Source organism: Methylobacterium sp. SyP6R, from assembly GCF_019216885.1.
Classification (GTDB): domain Bacteria; phylum Pseudomonadota; class Alphaproteobacteria; order Rhizobiales; family Beijerinckiaceae; genus Methylobacterium.
On sequence record NZ_JAAQRC020000001.1, the window covers coordinates 2,835,761 to 2,855,617 of the forward strand.

14 protein-coding genes and 1 tRNA gene are annotated in these 19,857 nt (G+C 70.7%); 7 read left to right on the forward strand and 8 right to left on the reverse strand.

The window, feature by feature from the left end; genetic code table 11:
- Window positions 1–315 precede the first annotated feature (315 nt).
- The 3 genes from bchI to bchO are packed head-to-tail and all read left to right on the forward strand — an operon-like array spanning window position 316 to window position 4,177.
- A complete protein-coding gene (gene bchI, locus HBB12_RS13060; RefSeq protein WP_272913322.1) occupies window positions 316–1,338 on the forward strand; it encodes a magnesium chelatase ATPase subunit I in 1,023 nt (340 codons plus the stop codon).
- Entirely contained in the window at window positions 1,335–3,284 is a 1,950-nt protein-coding gene (locus HBB12_RS13065; protein WP_236989734.1) for a VWA domain-containing protein, read from the forward strand. Before bchI ends, HBB12_RS13065 begins: the two co-directional genes overlap by 4 nt.
- Window positions 3,278–4,177 carry an alpha/beta fold hydrolase BchO gene (gene bchO, locus HBB12_RS13070; RefSeq protein ID WP_236989735.1) on the forward strand — a complete coding sequence of 300 codons (900 nt, stop codon included), beginning with the start codon at window positions 3,278–3,280 and terminating at the stop codon, window positions 4,175–4,177. Before HBB12_RS13065 ends, bchO begins: the two co-directional genes overlap by 7 nt.
- A 285-nt stretch (window positions 4,178–4,462) precedes the next feature.
- On the opposite strand, the gene HBB12_RS13075 is transcribed toward bchO, so the two are convergent.
- Entirely contained in the window at window positions 4,463–8,542 is a 4,080-nt protein-coding gene (locus HBB12_RS13075) for a Pls/PosA family non-ribosomal peptide synthetase (protein WP_236989736.1), read from the reverse strand.
- Between the two features lie 152 nt (window positions 8,543–8,694).
- Window positions 8,695–9,288, reverse strand: a complete 594-nt coding sequence (locus tag HBB12_RS13080) for a histidine phosphatase family protein (RefSeq protein ID WP_236989737.1) — start codon at window positions 9,286–9,288, stop codon at window positions 8,695–8,697.
- Between the two features lie 94 nt (window positions 9,289–9,382).
- On the opposite strand from HBB12_RS13080, the gene HBB12_RS13085 reads away from it, so the two are divergent.
- Window positions 9,383–10,336, forward strand: a complete 954-nt coding sequence (locus HBB12_RS13085) for a polyphosphate kinase 2 family protein (protein WP_236989738.1) — start codon at window positions 9,383–9,385, stop codon at window positions 10,334–10,336.
- Between the two features lie 15 nt (window positions 10,337–10,351).
- Here the strand turns inward: HBB12_RS13085 and paaZ are convergent, their stop codons facing one another.
- Complete coding sequence (gene paaZ, locus HBB12_RS13090) at window positions 10,352–12,382, reverse strand: phenylacetic acid degradation bifunctional protein PaaZ (protein ID WP_236989739.1); 2,031 nt, start codon at window positions 12,380–12,382, stop codon at window positions 10,352–10,354.
- Between the two features lie 233 nt (window positions 12,383–12,615).
- On the opposite strand from paaZ, the gene HBB12_RS13095 reads away from it, so the two are divergent.
- The gene (locus tag HBB12_RS13095) at window positions 12,616–15,474 is read left to right on the forward strand and encodes a cation-translocating P-type ATPase (RefSeq protein ID WP_236989740.1); all 2,859 of its coding nucleotides are present in this window, start codon (window positions 12,616–12,618) and stop codon (window positions 15,472–15,474) included.
- A 125-nt stretch (window positions 15,475–15,599) separates the two neighbouring features.
- On the opposite strand, the gene HBB12_RS13100 is transcribed toward HBB12_RS13095, so the two are convergent.
- Window positions 15,600–15,926, reverse strand: coding sequence for a hypothetical protein (locus HBB12_RS13100; protein ID WP_236989741.1), 327 nt, complete (start codon window positions 15,924–15,926; stop codon window positions 15,600–15,602).
- Window positions 15,927–16,051: 125 nt separating this feature from the next.
- On the opposite strand from HBB12_RS13100, the gene relB reads away from it, so the two are divergent.
- The gene (gene relB / locus HBB12_RS13105) at window positions 16,052–16,381 is read left to right on the forward strand and encodes a type II toxin-antitoxin system RelB family anti-toxin (RefSeq protein ID WP_236989742.1); all 330 of its coding nucleotides are present in this window, start codon (window positions 16,052–16,054) and stop codon (window positions 16,379–16,381) included.
- A gap of 189 nt (window positions 16,382–16,570) precedes the next feature.
- Here the strand turns inward: relB and HBB12_RS13110 are convergent, their stop codons facing one another.
- The 4 genes from HBB12_RS13110 to HBB12_RS13125 form a co-directional block, all read right to left on the reverse strand.
- A complete protein-coding gene (locus HBB12_RS13110) occupies window positions 16,571–16,963 on the reverse strand; it encodes a hypothetical protein (RefSeq protein ID WP_236989743.1) in 393 nt (130 codons plus the stop codon).
- Between the two features lie 384 nt (window positions 16,964–17,347).
- Window positions 17,348–17,433: transfer RNA gene (locus HBB12_RS13115), tRNA-Leu, on the reverse strand.
- A gap of 324 nt (window positions 17,434–17,757) precedes the next feature.
- Window positions 17,758–18,975 (reverse strand): FAD-dependent oxidoreductase, encoded by a 1,218-nt coding sequence (locus HBB12_RS13120; RefSeq protein WP_236992767.1) that lies wholly within the window; start codon window positions 18,973–18,975, stop codon window positions 17,758–17,760.
- A gap of 18 nt (window positions 18,976–18,993) precedes the next feature.
- Complete coding sequence (locus HBB12_RS13125) at window positions 18,994–19,251, reverse strand: zinc-finger domain-containing protein (RefSeq protein ID WP_236989744.1); 258 nt, start codon at window positions 19,249–19,251, stop codon at window positions 18,994–18,996.
- A 177-nt stretch (window positions 19,252–19,428) separates the two neighbouring features.
- Between HBB12_RS13125 and HBB12_RS13130 the strand changes: the two genes are divergently transcribed.
- Entirely contained in the window at window positions 19,429–19,761 is a 333-nt protein-coding gene (locus HBB12_RS13130; protein ID WP_236989745.1) for a DUF456 family protein, read from the forward strand.
- The last annotated feature ends 96 nt before the right edge of the window (window positions 19,762–19,857 follow it).

Sequence of the window (19,857 nt, forward strand, 5' to 3'; positions counted from 1 at the left end):
GGTTTCCGGCTGATCGCTTCGCGATGCGGAAACCGGCTTCGCTCAGGCGCCGCGCGGGCTGGTCATACCGTGTCCGGAAGATCCCTTCCGGACACGGTATGATGTGATCCTTCGAAGACGATCGGCGCAGCACTGTCACCAAAAACAACCGTCATTTTCATTAGACAATCCCACCTCTCCGTCCGATCCTACCCCTCTCATCCACCCGCAAGGACACGCACCGTGGCCCCCACCCACTCGGCCCTGTCCCGGCGGGCCCCCAAGCCGGGTTTCTCGAAGCCGATCGCTGTGGATCCCGCCGCACGTCCCGAGGCGATGCCCCGTCCGCCCTATCCGTTCGCGGCCATCGTCGGGCAGGACGCGATGCGCCGCGCGCTGCTCGTCGCGGCGGTCGATCCGGCGGTGGGCGGCGTACTGGTCTTCGGCGATCGCGGCACCGGCAAGTCCACCGCCGTGCGGGCGCTCGCCGCCCTCCTGCCGCCGATGCGGGCCGTGGCGGGCTGCGCCTATGCCTGCGATCCCGTCGATGCCGCCTCCCTCTGCCCGGCCTGCGCGGCGCGAAGGGGGCAGGGGCTCACGGTGAAGACCGTGCCGGTGCCGGTGGTCGACCTACCCCTCGGCGCCACCGAGGACCGGGTCGTCGGGGCGCTGGATATCGGCCGGGCGCTCGGGGCCGGCGAGAAGGCGTTCGAGCCGGGATTGCTCGCCCGCGCCAACCGGGGCTTTCTGTACATCGACGAGGTCAACCTGCTCGAGGACCACCTCGTCGACCTGCTCCTCGACGTGGCGGCCTCCGGCGTCAACACCGTCGAGCGCGAGGGATTGAGCCTGCGCCATCCGGCCCGCTTCGTCCTCGTCGGCAGCGGCAACCCGGAGGAGGGCGAGCTGCGGCCGCAACTCCTCGACCGGTTCGGCCTCGCCGTCACGGTGACGACCCCGACCGACCTCGCGACCCGGGTCGCGATCGTGCGCCGCCGCGACGCCTACGAGCGCGACCCGGCCGCCTTCGCCGCCGAATGGGCGGGCGAGGAGGCGCGGCTGGGGCAGGCGATCCTGGCGGCGCGGGCGAGCTTGCCCGACGTGACCGTGCCGGATGCGGTGCTGGAGGCGGCGGCGCGGCTGTGCCTGGCGCTCGGCACCGACGGGTTGCGCGGCGAGCTGACCCTGATGCGCACCGCCCGGGCCCAGGCGAGCCTGGATGGCGCCGAGACCGTGACCCTCGACCACCTGCGCGCGGTCGCCCCGAGTTGCTTGAGCCACCGCCTGCGCCGCAACCCCCTCGACGAGGCCGGTTCCGAGGCCCGAATCGCCCGGGCGCTCGCCGAGGTTCTCGGGTGAGCGCCGCGCCCGATCCGGTCTGGATCCAGGCCTGCCTGGCGGCGTCCCTCCTCGCGCGCGATCCAGCGGGCACGGGCGTCGTGCTGCGCGCCCGGCCCGGCCCGGTGCGCGAGGCCTGGCTCGACCACCTGCGCCGCCTTCTCCCCGATGGGACGCCGGTGACGCGCCTTCCGGCCGGCATCGCCGACGACGCGCTGCTCGGCGGGCTCGACCTGCCGGCGACCCTGGCGGCGGGGCAGCCGGTAGCGCAAACGGGGCTCCTCGCCCGCAGCCATGGCGGCGTGATCGTCGTCCCGATGGCCGAGCGGCTGGCCCCCGGTACCGCGGCGCGGATCGCGCAAAGCCTCGATACCGGCCTCGTCGAGGTCGCCCGGGACGGGATCGCGGCCCGCCACCCGGCGCAGGTCGGCCTCGTGCTCCTCGACGAAGGGGAGGGCGAGGACGAGGCGGTACCGGCCTGCCTCGCCGACCGGCTGGCGTTTCATCTCGATCTCGATAGTGTGCCGGTGAGTGCCGTCATGGCGGCGCCGGGCCTCGCCGTTGCCCATGCGGGCCCCTGGAATACGACAGTGTGGTCCATCCCCGGAACGGTCCCCTCCCACCCGGGCCCTCATCCTGAGGTGCCCACGCAGTGGGCCTCGAAGGAGGGTTCCAGGGATCGCCACGATATCTGGAGCCCTCCTTCGAGGCCCACTGCGTGGGCACCTCAGGATGAGGTCACGGGTGGGAGGGGACATGACGACGGGCTCGGCGTCGGTGTCGTGTCCCGTGATGCGGACCGGGTCGAGGTCCCGTCCGAACCCGACGGGCCCCCCGACGCCGCCGTCACGCTCTGCGCTCTCGCATCGCGGCTCGGCATCGCGTCCTTGCGTGCGCCGCTCCTGGCCTTGCGGGTGGCGCGGCTGCATGCGGTCCTGGCCGGACGCGACGCGGTCGAGGATTCCGATCTGGCTCTCGCGGCCGCCCTGGTGCTGGCGCCCCGGGCGTGCTGCTGGCCGCAGGAGGCGCAAGAAACGCCGGACGACCCCGCCGAGCCGCCGCCGGAGCAGAGCGACGAGGCCGGGCCCGTCGGCCAGGAGGGCGGCGAGGACCGTCTTCTCGCCGCCGCGGCCGCGAGCCTGCCGCCCGGCCTCCTCGCCCGCCTCGTCGCGGGAGGCGGACCGCGCACCCGCAGCCCGGGCGCCGGCCGCATGGGCGCCGCCGCCTCGGCCCAGCGCGGCCGGCCGGTCGGGACCCGGCCGGGCGATCCGCGCCGCGGGCGCCTCGCCCTGATCGAGACCCTGCGGGCCGCCGCTCCCTGGCAGCGCCTGCGCCGGGGCGAGGGCGAGGCGCGCCTGCGGATCACGGCCGACGACCTGCGCATCCGCCGCCTGGTGCAGAAGCGCGAGACCACCACGATCTTCGCGGTCGATGCCTCCGGATCCGCCGCCCTCGAACGCCTGGCCGAGGCCAAGGGCGCGGTCGAATCGCTCCTCGCCGAGTGCTACGTCCGGCGCGACCGGGTCGCCCTGGTGGCGTTCCGGGGCCGCGGCGCCGACCTCTTGCTGGTTCCGACCCGCTCGCTGGTGCGGGCCAAGCGCGCTCTGGCCTCCCTGCCGGGCGGCGGCGGCACCCCGCTCGCGGCCGGCATCGCGGCGGCGGGCCGGCTCGCCGCCGCGGAGCGGCGCAGCGGCCGAAGCCCGGTCGTGCTGCTCCTCACCGACGGCCGGGCCAATGTCGACCGCTCCGGCGCGCCGGGCCGGGCGCAGGCCGCGGCGGATGCCCTCGCGGCGGCCCGGGCGCTCGCCGCGGAAGGCACGCGGGCGCTCGTGATCGACACCGCCGCCCGCCCGCAGGATGCCGCCCGGACGCTCGCCGCCGCGATGGCGGCGCGCTACCTGGCGATGCCGCTCGCCGACGCCGCGCGCCTGACGCAGGCCGTGCGCGAGGCGGCCCCCGCATGCTGACCGCGATGGCCCGATCCGACGACAGGCCCGCCTTCGCGCGGGCGGGCCGCGACTGGCCGAACCGCGAAGCGAGCCGCTTCGTCTCGGCCGGCGGCCTGACCTGGCACGTGCAGGAGGCGGGTGCGGGTCCGGTCCTGCTCCTCGTCCACGGCACGGGGGCTGCGACCCATTCCTGGCGCGGGCTCATGCCGCGGCTCGCCCGCGACTTCCGTGTGATCGCCCCCGACCTGCCGGGTCACGGCTTCACCGATCCGCTGCCGACGCCCTCGCTGCCACGCATGGCGAGGGCGCTCGCCGATCTCCTGCGCGCTCTCGATGTCCAGCCTCAGGTCGCGGTCGGGCACTCCGCGGGTGCGGCGATCCTGGCGCGTCTCTGCCTCGACGGCGGGCTCGCGCCGCGCCTCCTCGTCGGGCTCAACGCCGCGCTCAAACCATTTCCGGGCATGGCCGGTTTCATCTTCCCGGCGATGGCCCGCGCCCTGTTCCTCAACCCGGTGACGCCGCGGGTCTTCGCCTGGTCGGCCGACCGGGCGGCGGTGGAGCGGCTGATCCACGGCACCGGCTCGACCCTCGACCGCGCCGGCCTCGACCTGTACCGGCGCCTGTTCCAGACTCCCGGCCACGTCGCGGGCGCCCTCGGCATGATGGCGCATTGGGACCTCGTCCCCCTCGACCGCGACCTGCCCCGCCTCGCGGGTCCGCTCCTGCTGATCGTCGGGGGCCAGGACCGCACCATCGCTCCCGACGTGTCGTTCGGCCTCGCCGACCGCCTCGGCGGCCGGGCCAAGGTCGAATTGCTGCGCGGCCTCGGGCACCTGGCCCACGAGGAGAAGCCGGAGCTGGTGGCGGAGTTGATCCGGGCCGGGGCGGAGCGGGAGGGGGTTCTGGGCTGAGGGGCTGTTCGAGCGGTTGCGTCGATCAATCCGGCAAACGGACCGACCTCACCAAGTGGGAGCGACGGCCGCCGCGCAACAACCCTCACCCCCTCTGCGGGGGGAGGGTGGCGAACGCAGTGAGCGCAGCGGGACGAAGTCCCGCCGAGAGGGGCAGCGCGACGGTGGTCGGGAGGGCGCCCTTCAGAGCGGTTCAGTCAATTCCGGAACCGTGGTTCCCCTCTCCCGCCCGGCTCCGCCGGGCACCCTCCCCCGTAGAGGGGGGAGGGTTCGCGCGTGGCGACCCTACTCCGCCGCCATCGCCTGATGCACCACCGGCACCGCCGGCGCGCCCTCCCAGCGGGAATTGGCCGGGATGCTCTCGCCCTTCATCACGATGGTGAGCGGGCGCAGCTGGGCGTAGTCGCCGACCTTGGTGTCGTAGAGCACCGTCGCGAAGGCGCCGACGCTGACGCCGCGGCCGACCTCGACCCGGCCGACCTTCATCACCCGGTCCTCGTAGAGGTGGGTCTGGAGCGCCGACATCCGGTTGACCGAGGCGAAGTCGCCGATGGTGACGCAGTCGAACTCGGTGATGTCGGTCGCGAGCAGGCACACGCCCTCGCCGGTGCGGGTGCCGAACAGCCGCAGCACCCAGGGCAGGAACGGCGTGCCCATCAGGTGCTCGAGCAGCACCTTGCCGGCCAGACCCCAGTACATCACCGCCACCGCCTCGGTGCGCATCGCCCACCACGACCACATCGGGTGCATGCCGGGCTCGTAGCGGCCCATCAGCAGCCACTTCACGGCGATGACCACCAGGGTCTGCAGCACCGCGATCACAACGCTGGTGGCGACGAAGCTGATGGCGAGGCCCGACCAGTCGCCGGCGAGGATGGCCGGGTAGAATACGAAGTCGATCGCCAGGATGGCGAAGGTGATGAACAGCATCGGCGAGAACGAGGAGGTGAAGGCCTCGAACACGCCGCGGCGGACCCGCGGCCAGATCCCGGGCTCGAAGGTCTGGGCCTGGCCGAGATCGACCTTCTGGCGGACCGGCAGCTTGATCGGCGGCGAGCCGAACCAGGTCTCGCCGGGCGCCATGCGGTCGTTGGCCGGCGGCTTCGACTTGATGCCGATGAGCACGTCGTCCGGGATGATGGCGCCGGGCGGCACCACCGCGTCGTTGCCGACGAAGACCCGGGCGCCGGTGCGGACCGGGGCCAGCTCCATCACGCCGCGGCGCACCTCCTCCTCGCCGTAGACGACCTCGTCGGCGATGAAGTTGCGCGGGCCGACTTCCGCGAGGTCGTAGCGGCCGGCGAGGTTGGTGGAGATCTCGGCGCCCTGGCCCATTCCGGCGCCCATCAGCCGGTACCAGGCCCGCATGTAGACCGTGGCGAAGAGCGACGAGAGGGTTTCCAGCGTCACCTCGGCGGCGAGCGCCACCGCCCATTTGCGCAGGTAGACGCCGCTATGGATCGAGTAGCTGCCCTCGCGCAGGCGCGGCAGCACCAGCCAGCGGATGCCGGCGATCAGCCCGACCGTGCCGGCGGTCATCAGCATCGCCGTCGGCCAGGTCAGGAACGGCAGGTACCAGTGGTAATCCACGTCGGTCATCGTCGCCAGCGAATCGCTGATCTGGTCGAAGATGTAGAAGGCCGGGAAGATCGGCAGCAGGCCGACCGCCGGAATCGCCGCCAGCAGCACGGCGTAGATCGCGAAGAACACCGCCCGGCGCTGGCCCGAGACCTCGGGCTCCGGATGGATGTCCGAGAGATCGACCATGCCGACCTTGCGGCCGGGCGAACCGTCCCAGGCCTCGGCGCGGCCGACCACGGTGCCCGACGGCACGGTGGTGAGGTCGGCCAGTTCCGCGTGATCCTCGATGCGGGTGTCGTAGCCGACGACGCAGGAGGTGCCGATGGCGACGTCGTCGCCGATCGAGACGGGTCCGATGATCAGCTCGTTGCCGACCACCTCGGCATTGGCGAGCGTCAGCCGGCCGCCGAGCGAGGCACCGCGCCCGATGCTGACGAGGTCCGGCGCGCCGATCTCGATGTCGGAGATCAGCGCGTCCTCGCCGATCTTGGCGCCGAGAAGCCGCAGGTAGATGCGGATCATCGGCGAGCCCTGGAGCCACTTGACGTGGACCAGCGGCGTCAGGCGCTGGGTCAGCCACCAGCGGAAATAGTAGGTGCCCCAGAGCGGATAGCGTCCGGGTTTCGTCCGCCCCAGCACCAGCCACTTCACCGCGATGGCGATCAGCGCCGTCGCGGCGTTGAGGCCGATATAGACCAGCAGCAGCACCGCCATCTCGGAGAAGAAGCCGAGTTCTCCGCCGGTGATGAGCAGGTAGGTGACGAAGATGCCGAGCCACTGCGCGGTGGCGAGGGCGATCACGAAGGGCAGCACGGCGGCTTGCGCCAGGCCGCACAGGAAGCGGCGCATGAGCGGCGGCGGCGCGAACGACAGGTCGTGGGTCGCGGCCGCCGCGCCCGCGCCGCCGGTCCGCTCGATCAGGGTCTCGGACATCGCCCGCAAGGTGCGGCCGTTATAGACGTCCTGGAGGGTGATGGCGGCGAGCGCCGGCACCGTGCGCACCGCCGAGACGAAGCGCGCGGCGAGCAGCGAGTGCCCGCCGAGATCGTTGAAGAAGTCGGCCTCGAACGGGATCGGCTGGTTGCCGAACACCGTGTGGGCGGCGGCGAGCAAAGCGGCTTCCGTCTCGTCGCGGGGCTCCTCCTGCTCGCCGGAGGTCTCGACCACGGCGAGCGGCCGAGCGCGAAGCGCCTTGCGGTCGACCTTGCCGGAGGCGGCGAGCACGGGCAGGCTCTCCACCACCTCGAAATGCGCCGGGATCATGTAGGGCGGCATCGTCTCGGCGAGCGCCGAACGCAGCCGGCCGCGATCGAACTCGGCGCCCCGCTCGGGAACCACGAAGGCGACGAGCCGGTCGACGCCGTCATCCTGGCGCAGCACCACCGCCGCCGAGGCGATGCCCGGCTGCACCCGGATCCGCGATTCGATCTCGCCGAGCTCGACCCGGAAGCCGCGAACCTTCACTTGGTCGTCGATGCGGCCGTGGAAGACGATGCGGCCGGCGTGATCCAGCGAGACCGCGTCGCCCGAGCGATAGAGCACCGGGTCCGAACTATTGCCGCCATACGGGTTGGCGACGAACTTTTCCGCCGTCAGTTCCGGCCGGGCGAGGTAGCCCTTGGCGATGCCGGGACCGCCGATCAGGAGTTCGCCCTGCACGCCGGGCCCGACCAGGTTCAGGGCCTCGTCGGCGATGTAGGCGGTGTAGTTGGCGATCGGCCCGCCGATCGTGACGGGGTCGCCGGGCTTCATCTCGGCGGCGGTCGCCACCACGGTCGCCTCTGTCGGCCCGTAGGTGTTGAACAGCTTTCGCGAGCCGGTGGCCCAGCGGGCGATGAGCGGCTCGGGGAGAGCCTCGCCGCCGAGCAGGATCAGCCGCAAGGCGGGCACGTCCTTGGTCATCAGGCCGAGCAGGGTCGGCACCGTGTCGAGGACGGTGATGCCGGCCTCGATCAGGATGTCGGGCAGGGCCTCGGCATCGCCCATCTGGGCCGGGCTCGCCACGAACAGGGTCGCGCCGGCCAGATACGGAACCCAGATCTCCTCCATCGAGAGATCGAAGGCGACGGACGCACCCTGGAACACCACGTCGTCGCCCGTGACGCCGTAGAGGTCGTTGGCCGAGCGCAGGAAGTGGCAGATGTTGCGGTGGCTGATGACGATGCCCTTCGGCACGCCGGTCGAGCCCGAGGTGTAGATCAGGTAGGCCGGGTGCTCGGGGGTGAGGCCGGCGGCCCGCAGGTCCGGCGCCGGGCCGCTCGCCTGGGCGGCGATCTCGTCCGGGGTCAGGGCCGGGCAGGCCTCGGTCGGCGCCTTGTCCTTGAGCGCCGCGGACGTCACCAGGGCTTTCGCCTCGGCATCCTTCAGGCAGATAGCGACCCGGTCCGAGGGCGCCTCGGCGTCGAAGGGCAGCCAGGCGGCGCCGGCCTTGGTGATGCCGATCTGCGCCACCAGCAGGTCGGGCGAGCGCGCCATCCACAGGCCGACCACGTCGCCGGGCTTGATGCCGCGTGAAGCGAGGCCCGAGGCGATCGCGTCCGAGCGCCGGTCGACCTCGGCATAGGACAGGCGGGCGCGCGAGGCCTGATCGGTGCCGCTCGCCGCGTCGATGAGCGCGGCGTGGTCGGGCCGCGCCCGGGCGGTGTCGCGAAAGACCTCGGCCAGCACCTCGTCGCGGATCAGGTCCGGCCGTACGGGGCCGCGGAGCACCGCCGCGCCTGCGGGCGGGACGACCGGCTGGCTCGTCCCGGTGGGCGTGCGGACGGTCCCGGCGGTGTGGTTCATCAAGCGACTCCGCTGGCCCGGGCGGGCCGTTGACATCAAGGCACAGGGCCGGAACCGGGCTCTCGTGCCGCATGCGTCCCGATCTCGGGCAGGCGGGAGGTGGACGAGAACCGGGGCCGGTTCAAGGCACGCCCGGGCAGAAATCCGGGTCCTCAGGCCCAGCGCCGGGTGCCGGCCTCGAAGACCAGGACTCGGCCCTGGAGGATCTCCAGGTGGGGCGCCTCCTCGGTCGAGGCCGTCCCCAACGCCACCATGACCGCCCGGGCGACGCCGCCATGCGCCACGACGATGGTCGGGCGGTCGAGGGAGTCGAGGAGCGGGCGCACCCGCTCGGCCACCATGGCGTAGCTCTCGGCGCCCTCGCCCGGCGGGCAAAAGGCCCAGCGGTCGCGGTCGCGGGCCTGGGACCGGGCCGGGTCCGAGCGCCGGACCTCCTTCCAGGTCAGGCCCTCCCAGGCGCCGAAGCCGATCTCGCGCAGGCGCGGATCGATCGTGTAGCCGGCGGGATCGAGGCCGAGCGCAGTGCGCAGGCCCTCCATGGTGTGCCGGGTGCGCTCCATCGGGCTGGCGACATAGGGCAGGTCGCCGATGCCGGTGCCCAGCAGGGCCGCCAGACGTTCGCCGGCCTCCGCGGCCTGGGCGTGGCCCTTGCGGTTGAGGGCCGTGTCGCGCTGTCCCTGGAGGCGGCCTTCGGCGTTCCAGTCGGTCTCGCCGTGGCGCACGAAGTAGAGCGGCGCGCGCGTCACCGGTCGCACCTCGCGGAACGGCCCCGCTTGGCCGCCGTTGATCTTGCTGTCATCCGTCGCACGAAGCCGTCCCTGCCGGAGTCCCCGCTTCCCGATGTCGAAGAAGAACCCGAAAGACAAGCCGGTTTCGCTCCCCGGCCATCCGCGCCCGTCCTCCGCCGCCTGGGCGAGCGAGGCCGGATCGCTGGCGGAGGCGAGCCCGGGCTTCCTCGCCGAGCACGGCGCGACGATCCCGGTCCCGCCGCCGGGAATCGTCCAGTTCCGGCCCGAGGCGCCGTGCCGGCTCGCCGAGATCGACCCGGACGCGCCGGGTTCCTCCGACGGCAAGGCGGCGGCGGAAGCCGAGCTGGTCGAGGTGCGCGCCCGCATCCAGGCGCTGCAGGAACGGCTCTATGCCGAGCGCAAGCGCAGCCTGCTGGTGGTGCTCCAGGCGATCGATACCGGCGGCAAGGACGGGACGATCCGCCACGTCTTCGAGGGCGTGAACCCGCAAGGGTGCCGGGTGTCGTCGTTCAAGACGCCGAGCGCCGAAGAGCTCGACCACGATTTCCTCTGGCGCTACCACCGCGAGGTGCCGGCCCGCGGCATGATCGGGGTGTTCAACCGCAGCCATTACGAGGACGTGCTGATCGTCCGGGTCAAGCAGCTGGTGCCCGAGGCGCTGTGGCGGCCGCGCTACGACCTCATCAACGATTTCGAGCGCCTGCTCACCCTCTCGGGCACCACGGTGCTCAAGATCTTCCTGCACATCTCGAAGGCGGAGCAGAAGGAGCGGCTCGAGAGCCGCCTCGCCGACCCGACCAAGAACTGGAAGTTCGACCCCGCCGACCTCGTCGAGCGCGAGGCCTGGGATTCCTACCAGGCGGCGTTCCAGGACGCGCTGACGCTCTGCGGCACGCGGCTCGCGCCCTGGCACGTGGTGCCGGCCAACCGCAAGTGGTTCCGCAACCTCGCGGTGGCCCGGCTGATCGCCGGCACGCTGGAAGCGATGGACCCGCGATTTCCCGAGCCGAAGGCGGATTTGCGCGGGATCACGGTGCCGGATTGAGGACGAACTGCGCGCTCACGCTCCCCGCATCGCGTTCATCGTCAGCAATTCGTAGGTCGCCGCCGTTTCGTCGGCGGCCGTCCGGATCTCCACGTCCCACCGCACCTCGCCGTATTGCGCGTTGCGCGGCGACTTCTCCTTGGCGGTGAGCCGCACCCGGATCGCCTCGCCGGGCTGGATCGGCTTGAGGAAGCGCAACGAGTCGAGCCCGTAATTGGCGAGAACCGGGCCCGGATCGGGATCGACGAACAGGCCGGCGGCGAAGGACAGGAGCAGGTAGCCGTGCGCCACCCGGCCGGGGAAGAACGGGTGCCCCTTCGTCGCCTCCTCGCTCATATGGGCGTAGAAGGTGTCGCCGGTGAATCGAGCGAAATGCTCGATGTCCTGAAGCGTGATCACCCGCTCGGCCGAGTGGAAGCTGCGGCCGATCTCCAGGTCCTCGAAGTGGCAGCGGAACGGGTGCTCGGGCAGGATTGTTTCCGGCGCGCCCTTGATCCAGCTCTGGGTGATCCGGGTCAGCATCGCGGGCGAGCCCTGCAGCGCCGTGCGCTGCATGTAGTGGGACAAGGCCCGCACGCCGCCCAGCTCCTCGCCGCCGCCGGCCCGGCCGGGGCCGCCATGCATCATGTGCGGCATCGGCGAGCCGTGGCCGGTCTGCTCCTTGGCGCAGTCGCGGTCGAGGACGACGAGGCGACCGTGATAGGGACTGACGCCGAAGACCAGTTCCGCCGCCGCCGCCGGGTCGTGGGTGTAGAGCGAGGCGACGAGGCTCCCTCCGCCGCGATTGGCGAGCGCCGCCGCCGCCTCCAGCCCGTCATAGCCCATCACGGTGCAGACCGGGCCGAAGGCCTCCAGCTCATGCACCTGCCGGGCCCGGAGCGGGTCGGCGCAGTGGAGCAGCATCGGCGGCAGGAAGGCGCCGGTCTCAGGATCCGCCCCCGCCACCGCGAGGCGCGCCGGATCGCCGAAGACCAGCTCGGCCTCCCCCCGCAAGGCCTCGACCCGGGCGAGCACGTCGCGGCGCTGCGACAGGCCGACCACAGGGCCCATCCGCACGTCCTCGCGGGCGGGATCGCCGATCGTGACCCCGGCGAGGCGCTGCTTGAGCGCCTCGATCACCGCCGGCACATGCTGGCGCGGCGCCAGCGCCCGGCGGATCGCCGTGCATTTCTGCCCGGCCTTGACGGTCATCTCCTTGGCGACCTCCTTGACGTAGAGGTCGAATTCCGGCGTGCCGGGCCCGGCATCGGGGCCGAGGATCGCCGCGTTGAGCGAGTCGCGCTCGGCGACGAAATGCACCGCCTCGCGGGCGATGACCGGATGGCGCTGGAGAGTCTGCGCGGTCTCGGCCGAGCCGGTGAACGACACCACGTCCTGGCCGGTCAGGTGATCGAACAGGTCGCCGGTCGGGCCGACCACGCATTGCAGCGCGCCCTCGGGCAGGATGCCGGATTCGGCGATCAGCCGCACCAGCGCGTGGGCGACGTAAGACGTGATGGTGGCAGGCTTCGTCACCACCGGCACGCCGGCGAGGATCGCGGGCGCGAGCTTTTCGAGCAGGCCCCAGCACGGGAAGTTGAAGGCGTTGATGTGGACGGCGCAGCCTCTCCGCGCCGTCATCACGTGGCGCCCGACGAAGCTGCCGCCCCGCGACAGCGGCTCCACCGCTCCGTCGATCAGGAATGTGGCGTTCGGCAATTCGCGCCGCCCCTTCGAGGCGTAGACGAAGAGAGTGCCGATTCCGCCGTCGATGTCGATCAGGTTGTCGGCGCGGGTCGCCCCGGTCTGGTGCGACAGGGCGTAGAGCCCGTCCCGGCGCTCGTTGAGATAGGTGGCGAGCCGCTTCAGCATCTCGGCGCGCTGGTGGAAGGTGAGGCGGCGCAAGGCCGGACCGCCGACCCGGCGGGCATGGTCCAGCACCTCGGCCATATCGAGACCGCCGCCGCCGACCTCCGCCACCACCGCGCCGGTCACGGCGCTGCGGATGCCGGTCCAGTGTCCCCCCGGCGCGATCCAGCGTCCCTGGACGTAGCTCTCCAGCCGCATGGCGTCCTCCCTTCGTTATGCTCCCATTATTGACCGACCGGCCGGTTGGTCAAGCGGGGCGGGAGGCGCTCGTTCTGCCGGGGCGGCACGCGCCCCAAGGACTCGGCGTCCTGCGAGCCGGGCTCACGCCGACGGGCCATCCGCCCCTGTTGCCCTGGATCAACGACACCCTGCCCCGTCACGCATCGAGTGTGGGCGGGCGCCGCCTGGAGATCGGCCGAGGGAGGGATCGGGTGAGCGAGCAGACGACGACGGCCCGTCCCCATGCCGGCCCGGGTGCGCCCGAAGGCCTGTCCACGGACGCGGTCCTGGCTGCCCTCGGTGTCGATCCCGCCTCCGGCCTGAGCCGCGACGCGGTGCGCGCCCGGGCGGAGCGCTTCGGCCCGAATGCGCTCCGCGCCCGGCCGCCGGTTCCGGCCTGGCGCCGGCTGATGGCGCAATTCACCGATCCGCTGGTGCTGCTGCTCGTGGCCGCCGCCCTCGTCTCGGCGGGCGTCTGGCTCCAGGACTCGGTACGGGCGGGGACAGGGAGAGAGAGCCTGCCCTTCGAGGCTCTCGCCATCCTGGGCATCGTGCTCCTCAACGGTGCGATGGGCTACGTCCAGGAGGCGCGGGCGATGCAGGCCATCGCGGCCCTGCGGCGGCTATCGGCGGCCCGGGCCCGGGTCGTCCGCGAGGGGAGGCGGGAGGAGATCCCGGCGACCGGGCTGGTGCCCGGCGACATCGTCCGGATCGAGGAAGGCGACGCGATCCCCGCCGATGCTCGCCTGATCGCGGCGAGCGCCTTGCTCACGAACGAGGCCGCCCTGACCGGCGAGAGCCTGCCGGTGTCAAAGGACACCGCGCCGCTCGCCGGTGACGCGAGCCTGGCGGAGCGTCGCACCCTGGTGTTCAGCGGCACCACGGTCGCGGCCGGGCGGGGCGTGGGCGTGGTGACGGCGACCGGGATGCGGACCGAGCTCGGGCGCATCGCCGGCCTGCTCGACGAGACGCCGGAGGAGGCCACCCCGCTCCAGGCGGCGCTCGCCCGGCTCGGCCGGCGGCTCGGGCTGGCGGTCCTCGCCATCGCCGCCGCCCTGGCGGCGACCATCGTCCTGGCGGACCGGGTCCGGACGCTTCCGGCCCTGCTCGATACGCTGATCCTGGCGGTGGCACTCGCGGTGGCGGCGGTCCCGGAGGGCCTGCCGGCGGTCGTGACCGCGTCCCTCTCCCTCGGCGTGCTGCGCATGGCGCGGCGGCGGGCGATCGTGCGCCGGCTCGCGGCGGTGGAGACCCTGGGCTCGGCCGAGGTGATCGCCTCCGACAAGACCGGCACGCTCACCCACAACCGGATGGCGGTCCGCACGGTTCTGACCGCGAGCGGACCCACCGCGTTCGATCCCGCCCCGGCCGGCCTCGACCGGGACGAGGCGCGCCGCCGCGAGGTGGAGCGGGCCCTGCGCGCGGCCGCGCTCGCCAACGACGCCGTGCTGCAACGGCGCGACGGCGCCTGGACCATCCAGGGCGACCCGACCGAAGGGGCCCTGCTCTTCGCCGCGCAGGCGGCCGGGCTCGATCCCGGCGCCCTCGCGCGCCGCTTCGCCCGCCTCGCCGAGATCCCGTTCTCGTCCGAGCGCCGGCGGATGAGCACGCTCCACCGTGACGACGGGCGCCGGCTCGTCGCCGTGAAGGGCGCCCCCGACACGGTGCTGGCGCGCTGCACCCACGAGCGCGCCGGCGGGCGGGACCGGCCGCTCACGCCGGAGCGGCGCGAGGCGATCCTGGCGGCCGGCGCAGGGCTCGCCGGACGCGGCCTGCGGACCTTGGGCGTCGCCGACCGCTCCCTGCCGGCCGGCGACGACGCGGCGCCGGACGAATCGATCGAGCGGGATCTCGTCTTCCTCGGCCTGATCGGCATGAGCGATCCGCCCCGCCCGGAGGCGCGCGCGGCGGTGGCCCGGGCGCTCGCCGCCGGTATCCGGCCGATCATGCTGACGGGGGACGATCCGCGCACCGCCGCCGCGGTCGCGGCCGAGATCGGCCTCCCGGGCGACGGCACCGTCCTCACCGGGGCGCAGCTCGACGCGCTGTCGCCGGAGGCCCTCGCCGCGGCGGTGCGCCATGTCTCGGTCTATGCCCGCGTCGCGCCCGCGCACAAGCTGGGCATCGTCCGGGCGCTCCAGCGCAACGGCCTCGTCGTCGCCATGACCGGCGACGGCGTGAACGACGCCCCCGCCTTGAAGGCGGCGGAGATCGGCATCGCCATGGGGGTGACCGGCACCGACGTCTCCCGCGAGGCCGCCGACATCGTGCTCGCCGACGACAACTTCGCCACCATCGTGGCGGCGGTCGAGGAGGGGCGGGCGATCTTTGCCAACATCCGCAAGGTGCTGCGCTACCTGCTGTCGTCGAATCTCGGCGAGGTGGCGACGATGGCCCTCGGCGTGGTGCTGGCCCCCGTCCTCGGCCTGCCCGCCGCGTCCGGCGCACTGGTGCTGCCGCTCCTGGCGACGCAGATCCTGTGGATCAACTTCGTCACCGACGGCGCCCCGGCCCTGGCCCTCGCGCTCGACCCGGCCGACCCTGCCGCGATGATGCAACCGCCGCGCCCCCGGGCCGAGGGCGTGCTGACCGGCGCGATGGCCTGGAGCCTCGGCTTCGTCGGCCTCGTGACCGCGGGGTGCAGCCTGTTCGTGCTCGATGCCTGCCTGCCCGGCGGGCTCGTCGCGGGTCAGGGCAGCCTGGCCTACGCGCAGACGATGACCTTCACGACCCTCGTCCTGTGCCAGCTCTTCAACACCCTCAACGCCCGCTCGGCGCAGGCGAGCGCCTTTGCCGGCCTGTTCCGGAACCGCTGGCTCTGGGCCGCGATCGGCGTCTCCCTCCTGCTCCAGGTCGCCGTCGTCTCCCTTCCCGTGCTCCAGCAGGGTTTTTCGACCGTGCCCCTGAGCGCCGGCGACTGGCTGTTCTGCACCGCTATCGCCAGCCTTGTGCTGGTCCTCGAGGAGGTGCGGAAGGCGGTGGTCCGGGCGATCGGCGCGATGCGGGGGCGACGGCCGGCGCGCCCCAACCCTCTACCCTCTGCGGCAGGGGGCGGGAAAAATTTCCTTTAACATCAAGCGCGGGATCCCCTCTCCAGGCGATGCCGGGCTTGCCCGGCATCGCCTGGAGAGGGGAGGTGCGGCACACCTTCCCCCGGATAGCCCTGCCCCAAGGGAAGGCGGAGACCTGCTCCGCCTCACACGCCGCCTCGATTCCACGCCGCGCGCGACGCCTCTTCCTCCCGCATCCTCGCCCTGATCCGCCGCCGCACCCGACGCCACTGGCCCTGCTCGACCGCCCGGCTGCGGACCCAGGCCGCGTGCTCCTCCCGGAACGCCCAGCCCTCCGGATCCTCGGGATGCTCCCGCATCACCGCCTCGGCGAGCGCGTCGATGGCGTCGCGCGGGATCAGGCGGGGGAAGAGGAGCCCTTCGACGAGCGCCCAGCCGAGGGCGAGCGCGATGGGGGAGAAGGCCGCGGCGACCAACGCCCATCGGAGGGGGCTCCAGACCCAATCGGGCATGACCCGTAATCCTTATGCGTACATCGCGATTTTAGTAATTATATTACTTATATCACGCTGATCGCAACACCATTCCCTTCAGCCATTGGCCTCCCCCGCAGAGGGTCGCTGCGCGGAGGTAGCGCGTGTCCCTTGCAGTCATTTTCGGAACAAACTTACGAAATTGCCGTAAATCGCGACGCTTGACGCAAGCTGATCTCGCGGAGAAAACGGCACTTTCTATGGAGATGATCAGTAAGATCGAGCGTGGAGTAGCCTCTCCGTCATTTTCCACTATCGAAAAACTCGCAGAAATATTGAATTTTCCTGAGAGTGCCTTCTTCGGCGAAGGGCCAATTGTGTCCGCAAACGGAGAAAGGGCGCGCATACTTTCTAAAATATATACAAAGCTTTCTAGATTTAATGAAGATCAATTGGCTAAAGTTGATAAAATAATTGATGTCGCGATCGATTGAGGCGCGAATGCGACGTTTGCAGGATAAAATTATAATGTATTATTTAATAGGTCGCACACTCAATAAAAAACGCTGACATATATAAGAGCCCCTAACTTAACCCGCCCCGGCACCCGCTAAGTGGTTGAAATAACAGGAGCGAAGGCGGTTTAGATAGGCGCTCTAAATGTAAATGTTATTTGAACAAAATTAATATCCATGGATTTTCCGCCACTGAAAATATATATCCATGTTTTTTGTCGTGTTTTTATAAACCGCAATGAATTTACTAACTGATCTATCAATTGCTAGGACAACCTCAAACTCTCTGATGTTGATATATTCCTCGTCTTTCTTATGTTTTAGCCAATTTTTTAACCCATTTATCTCCTTTGACATTTCGTTGCTGTGTTTCTGGATAACAAGAAATATGTATGGCTCTTCCGATTCTGGCATAGCATCCTCTGCGGCTAAGGCCAAATTTACAGCGGCGGGGTAATTATCGCTCAAGAATAGAAAAATTGCCGCGTTAATTTGAGCTTCTACTGCTTCCCGCCGACTGAATGTTTTTCCTATCGGTATTCTTTCTTCAGGGACGCTCATAACTTTTATCACCTTTCGAAATTCTATCGCCTTTACGATCTGGGTCGGAGGCTCTGGTTCCGAGTCATTAAGTATTTTTTGACATTGCAGCGCTCGTATAAAATATAACAAACAACGCCTTCACTGTTATTGGAACGATCTTGGGGAAATATGTCGCATCGATATGAATGCAAACAATCATACCTCAAAATAAATCATACATCGCAATTTATAAAATAAAGTCTAATTTTATCAAATTTATTTTCCTTATTGCTTCTAATGAGCGCCAAAAATATCAATATTAGTTAGCTGATTTTTCCAGAGGAGCCGTCCGCAGCGGGGTCCGGATTTATCCGTGGCTTTGTTCGATTCTATGCCGCATTTCGTAGTGTTGAAACGAGCACTTGGTGCGGACGGCGGGACTCGAACCCGCACGACCAGAGGTCGCAAGATTTTAAGTCTCGTGCGTCTACCGATTCCGCCACGTCCGCGCGGGTGCTTAGCCCAGCCCGTCCGGGTTAGCGGGGTGCGGGGCGCAGATCAAGGGCTCTGAGCCGCAAGGCTGTCCGGTTAAAAGAATGGCGCTTTCCCCTCCCCCTTGTGGGGAGGGGTTAGGGGTGGGGGTGGTGCAGGAGGCACCGCCTCGCTCTATCCGGCACCACCCCCACCCCCATACCCCTCCCCACAAGGGGGAGGGGAGGCGCGCGACTTTCAAGCGGGGAGACGTGTCGGATCAAGATGGTTGAACGCAGTCGCCCGTGTGGGAGAGGGATTCCGCATTTGGTTGTGGAGGTCTATTTCCCGGGCAGCTTTGTTCACGCCGGCCCGAGCGGCCGCCAGCCGTAGAGCCACGCATAGCGCTCGGTCATCTGCTCCGCACCCAAGCGCCCCATCACCACGTCGCGGGCGGCCGAGACCAGGGTGCCGGCGTGGTAGATCCGGCCGTTGCGGCGAGCGTGCGCCTGGATGGTGGCGACCCGCTCGGCCCGGGCCTTGGCGTAGCGGGACAGCGCCGCCGGCACGGAATCGCCGGGGTCGAGGCAGGCGGCGAGCACCGCGGCATCCTCGATCGCCAGGGCCGCGCCTTGCGCCAGGAACGGCAGCACCGGATGGGCGGCGTCGCCGAGCAGCGCGATCCGGCCGCGGGCCATCGGGCGGGCCGCCGGGCGGTCGACCAGGGACCAGACCAGCCAGGATTCGGGCCGGGCGAGCAGGCCGGAGAGCGGCGGGGCGGCGTCGGCGAAGGCGGCGCGCAGGCGGGAGGGCTCGCCGCGGGCGCCCCAATCCTCGCTGCGCTCCTTGTCCGGCACGACCGCCACGAGGTTGAGCCGGCGCCCGCCATTGATCGGGTAATGCACCACGTGCCGGCCGGGGCCGAGCCACAGGCCGGTCTCGTCGGCCAGGAACTCGGGCGGTACCGCCTCGCGGGGGAGGGTGGCGCGCCAAGCGGATTCGCCGCGGGGGCGCAACGGGCGCCGGTCGAACCGGGCCCGCAGGGACGAGCGCACCCCGTCGGCCGCCACCACGAGGTCGGAGTCGAGGGTCTCGGTGCGGCCGCCGTCGCTGGCGAGCGTCAGGGTGGTGCCCGACGCAGCTTCCTGCACCCCGGTGACGGCGCGGCCGATCAGGAGCCGGATGCCCGGCCGGCCGCGGGCGGCCTCGAGCAGGATGGTCTGGAGGTCGGCCCGGTGCACCACCCAATAGGGCGCGCCGAAGCGCTCGCGCATCGCCTCGCCGAGCGCGATCTCGCCGATCGCGCGGGCATGCGTCAGGCTCCGGATCCGCACCCGGGCCGGCTCGCCGGCGACGCGGCGCAAGGGCAGCCCGAGGCCGAGCTCGGTCAGGATCCGGCTGGCATTGGGTGAGAGCTGCAGGCCCGCCCCGACCTCGCTGAAGGCGGTGCGGCGCTCGACCAAGGTGACGTCGTGCCCGCGGGCGCTCAAGGCGAGGGCCGCCGTGAGCCCGCCGATGCCGGCCCCGACGATCGCGATGCGCAGGCCCGGCCGGTCCGGGACCGGTCGGTTCCCCGGCAGATGGCTCGATGCCAAGGTCTACTCGGCGGCGAGGCGGGCGCGGTCGTCCCAGACGCTCGCGGCCGGCTCCGCCGTGCCGGCCTTCAGGGCCGGGTTGTAGCGGTACAGCGTCGAGCAATACTGGCAGATGATCTCGTCGTCGGCGCCCATGTCGAGGAAGACGTGGGGATGGTCGAACGGCGGCAGCGCGCCGATGCACATGAACTCCTTCGAGCCGACCTGGATGACCGGAACGCCGTCCTGGTTGTGGAAGTGCGGGACCGCCTTGTCTGCCATCGCCTCAGAGTTCCTGGATTTGCGGGGCAAGATGCCCTCGGAAGATCGTGTTCTCCTAGCCCCTCGGGGCCGCCGCGCCTAGGGGTTCGGGCCGGCGCGGCGCACGCGCCGCGGTTTCGTCATGGTCTTGCGACATCGGGGCGCCCGACCGGTTTCATGACCACGAGAGGATCGCCCGTGACCCGCTTCCTGCCGAGGCTCGCCCTCCTCCTCGCCCTCAGCGGCGCGACCACGCTCGGCGCCACCGCGGCCCAGGCCCAGAGCCGCACCGTGGTCGGCGCCGGGGCCGGTGCGGTGGCGGGCGCCCTCGTCGCCGGGCCGATCGGCGCGGTGGTGGGCGGGGTCGTCGGCGCCGCCTGGGGCGAATCGGCGAGGGGCCACCGCCGGGCCGGCCGCCGGGTGCGGCGCCACCACGCGGTGCGCCAGGCCGCGGCGCGGCCGGTGCGGGTCGCGCAACGGGCGCCCGCCGCGGCGCCGGCCCGGCCGCGCGCCTGGGTCGATCCGCGCTGAGACGCCCCTTCCCCCAATCGTGCCTCCTTGGCTTCGGGGCCGGAAGCGCCTACATCGAAAGCCATCCAGAGCGCTGCCAGCATCCTATCCCGGGCC

Bases quoted from the DNA above. Each gene is read 5' to 3' on its own strand.
- bchI (WP_272913322.1), top strand. From the start codon at position 316: ATGCCCCGTCCGCCCTATCCGTTCGCGGCCATCGTCGGGCAGGACGCG.
- bchO (WP_236989735.1), top strand. From the start codon at position 3,278: ATGCTGACCGCGATGGCCCGATCCGACGACAGGCCCGCCTTCGCGCGG.
- HBB12_RS13075 (WP_236989736.1), bottom strand. From the start codon at position 8,542: ATGAACCACACCGCCGGGACCGTCCGCACGCCCACCGGGACGAGCCAG.
- HBB12_RS13085 (WP_236989738.1), top strand. From the start codon at position 9,383: ATGTCGAAGAAGAACCCGAAAGACAAGCCGGTTTCGCTCCCCGGCCAT.
- paaZ (WP_236989739.1), bottom strand. From the start codon at position 12,382: ATGCGGCTGGAGAGCTACGTCCAGGGACGCTGGATCGCGCCGGGGGGA.
- HBB12_RS13100 (WP_236989741.1), bottom strand. From the start codon at position 15,926: ATGCCCGATTGGGTCTGGAGCCCCCTCCGATGGGCGTTGGTCGCCGCG.
- HBB12_RS13110 (WP_236989743.1), bottom strand. From the start codon at position 16,963: ATGAGCGTCCCTGAAGAAAGAATACCGATAGGAAAAACATTCAGTCGG.
- HBB12_RS13125 (WP_236989744.1), bottom strand. From the start codon at position 19,251: ATGGCAGACAAGGCGGTCCCGCACTTCCACAACCAGGACGGCGTTCCG.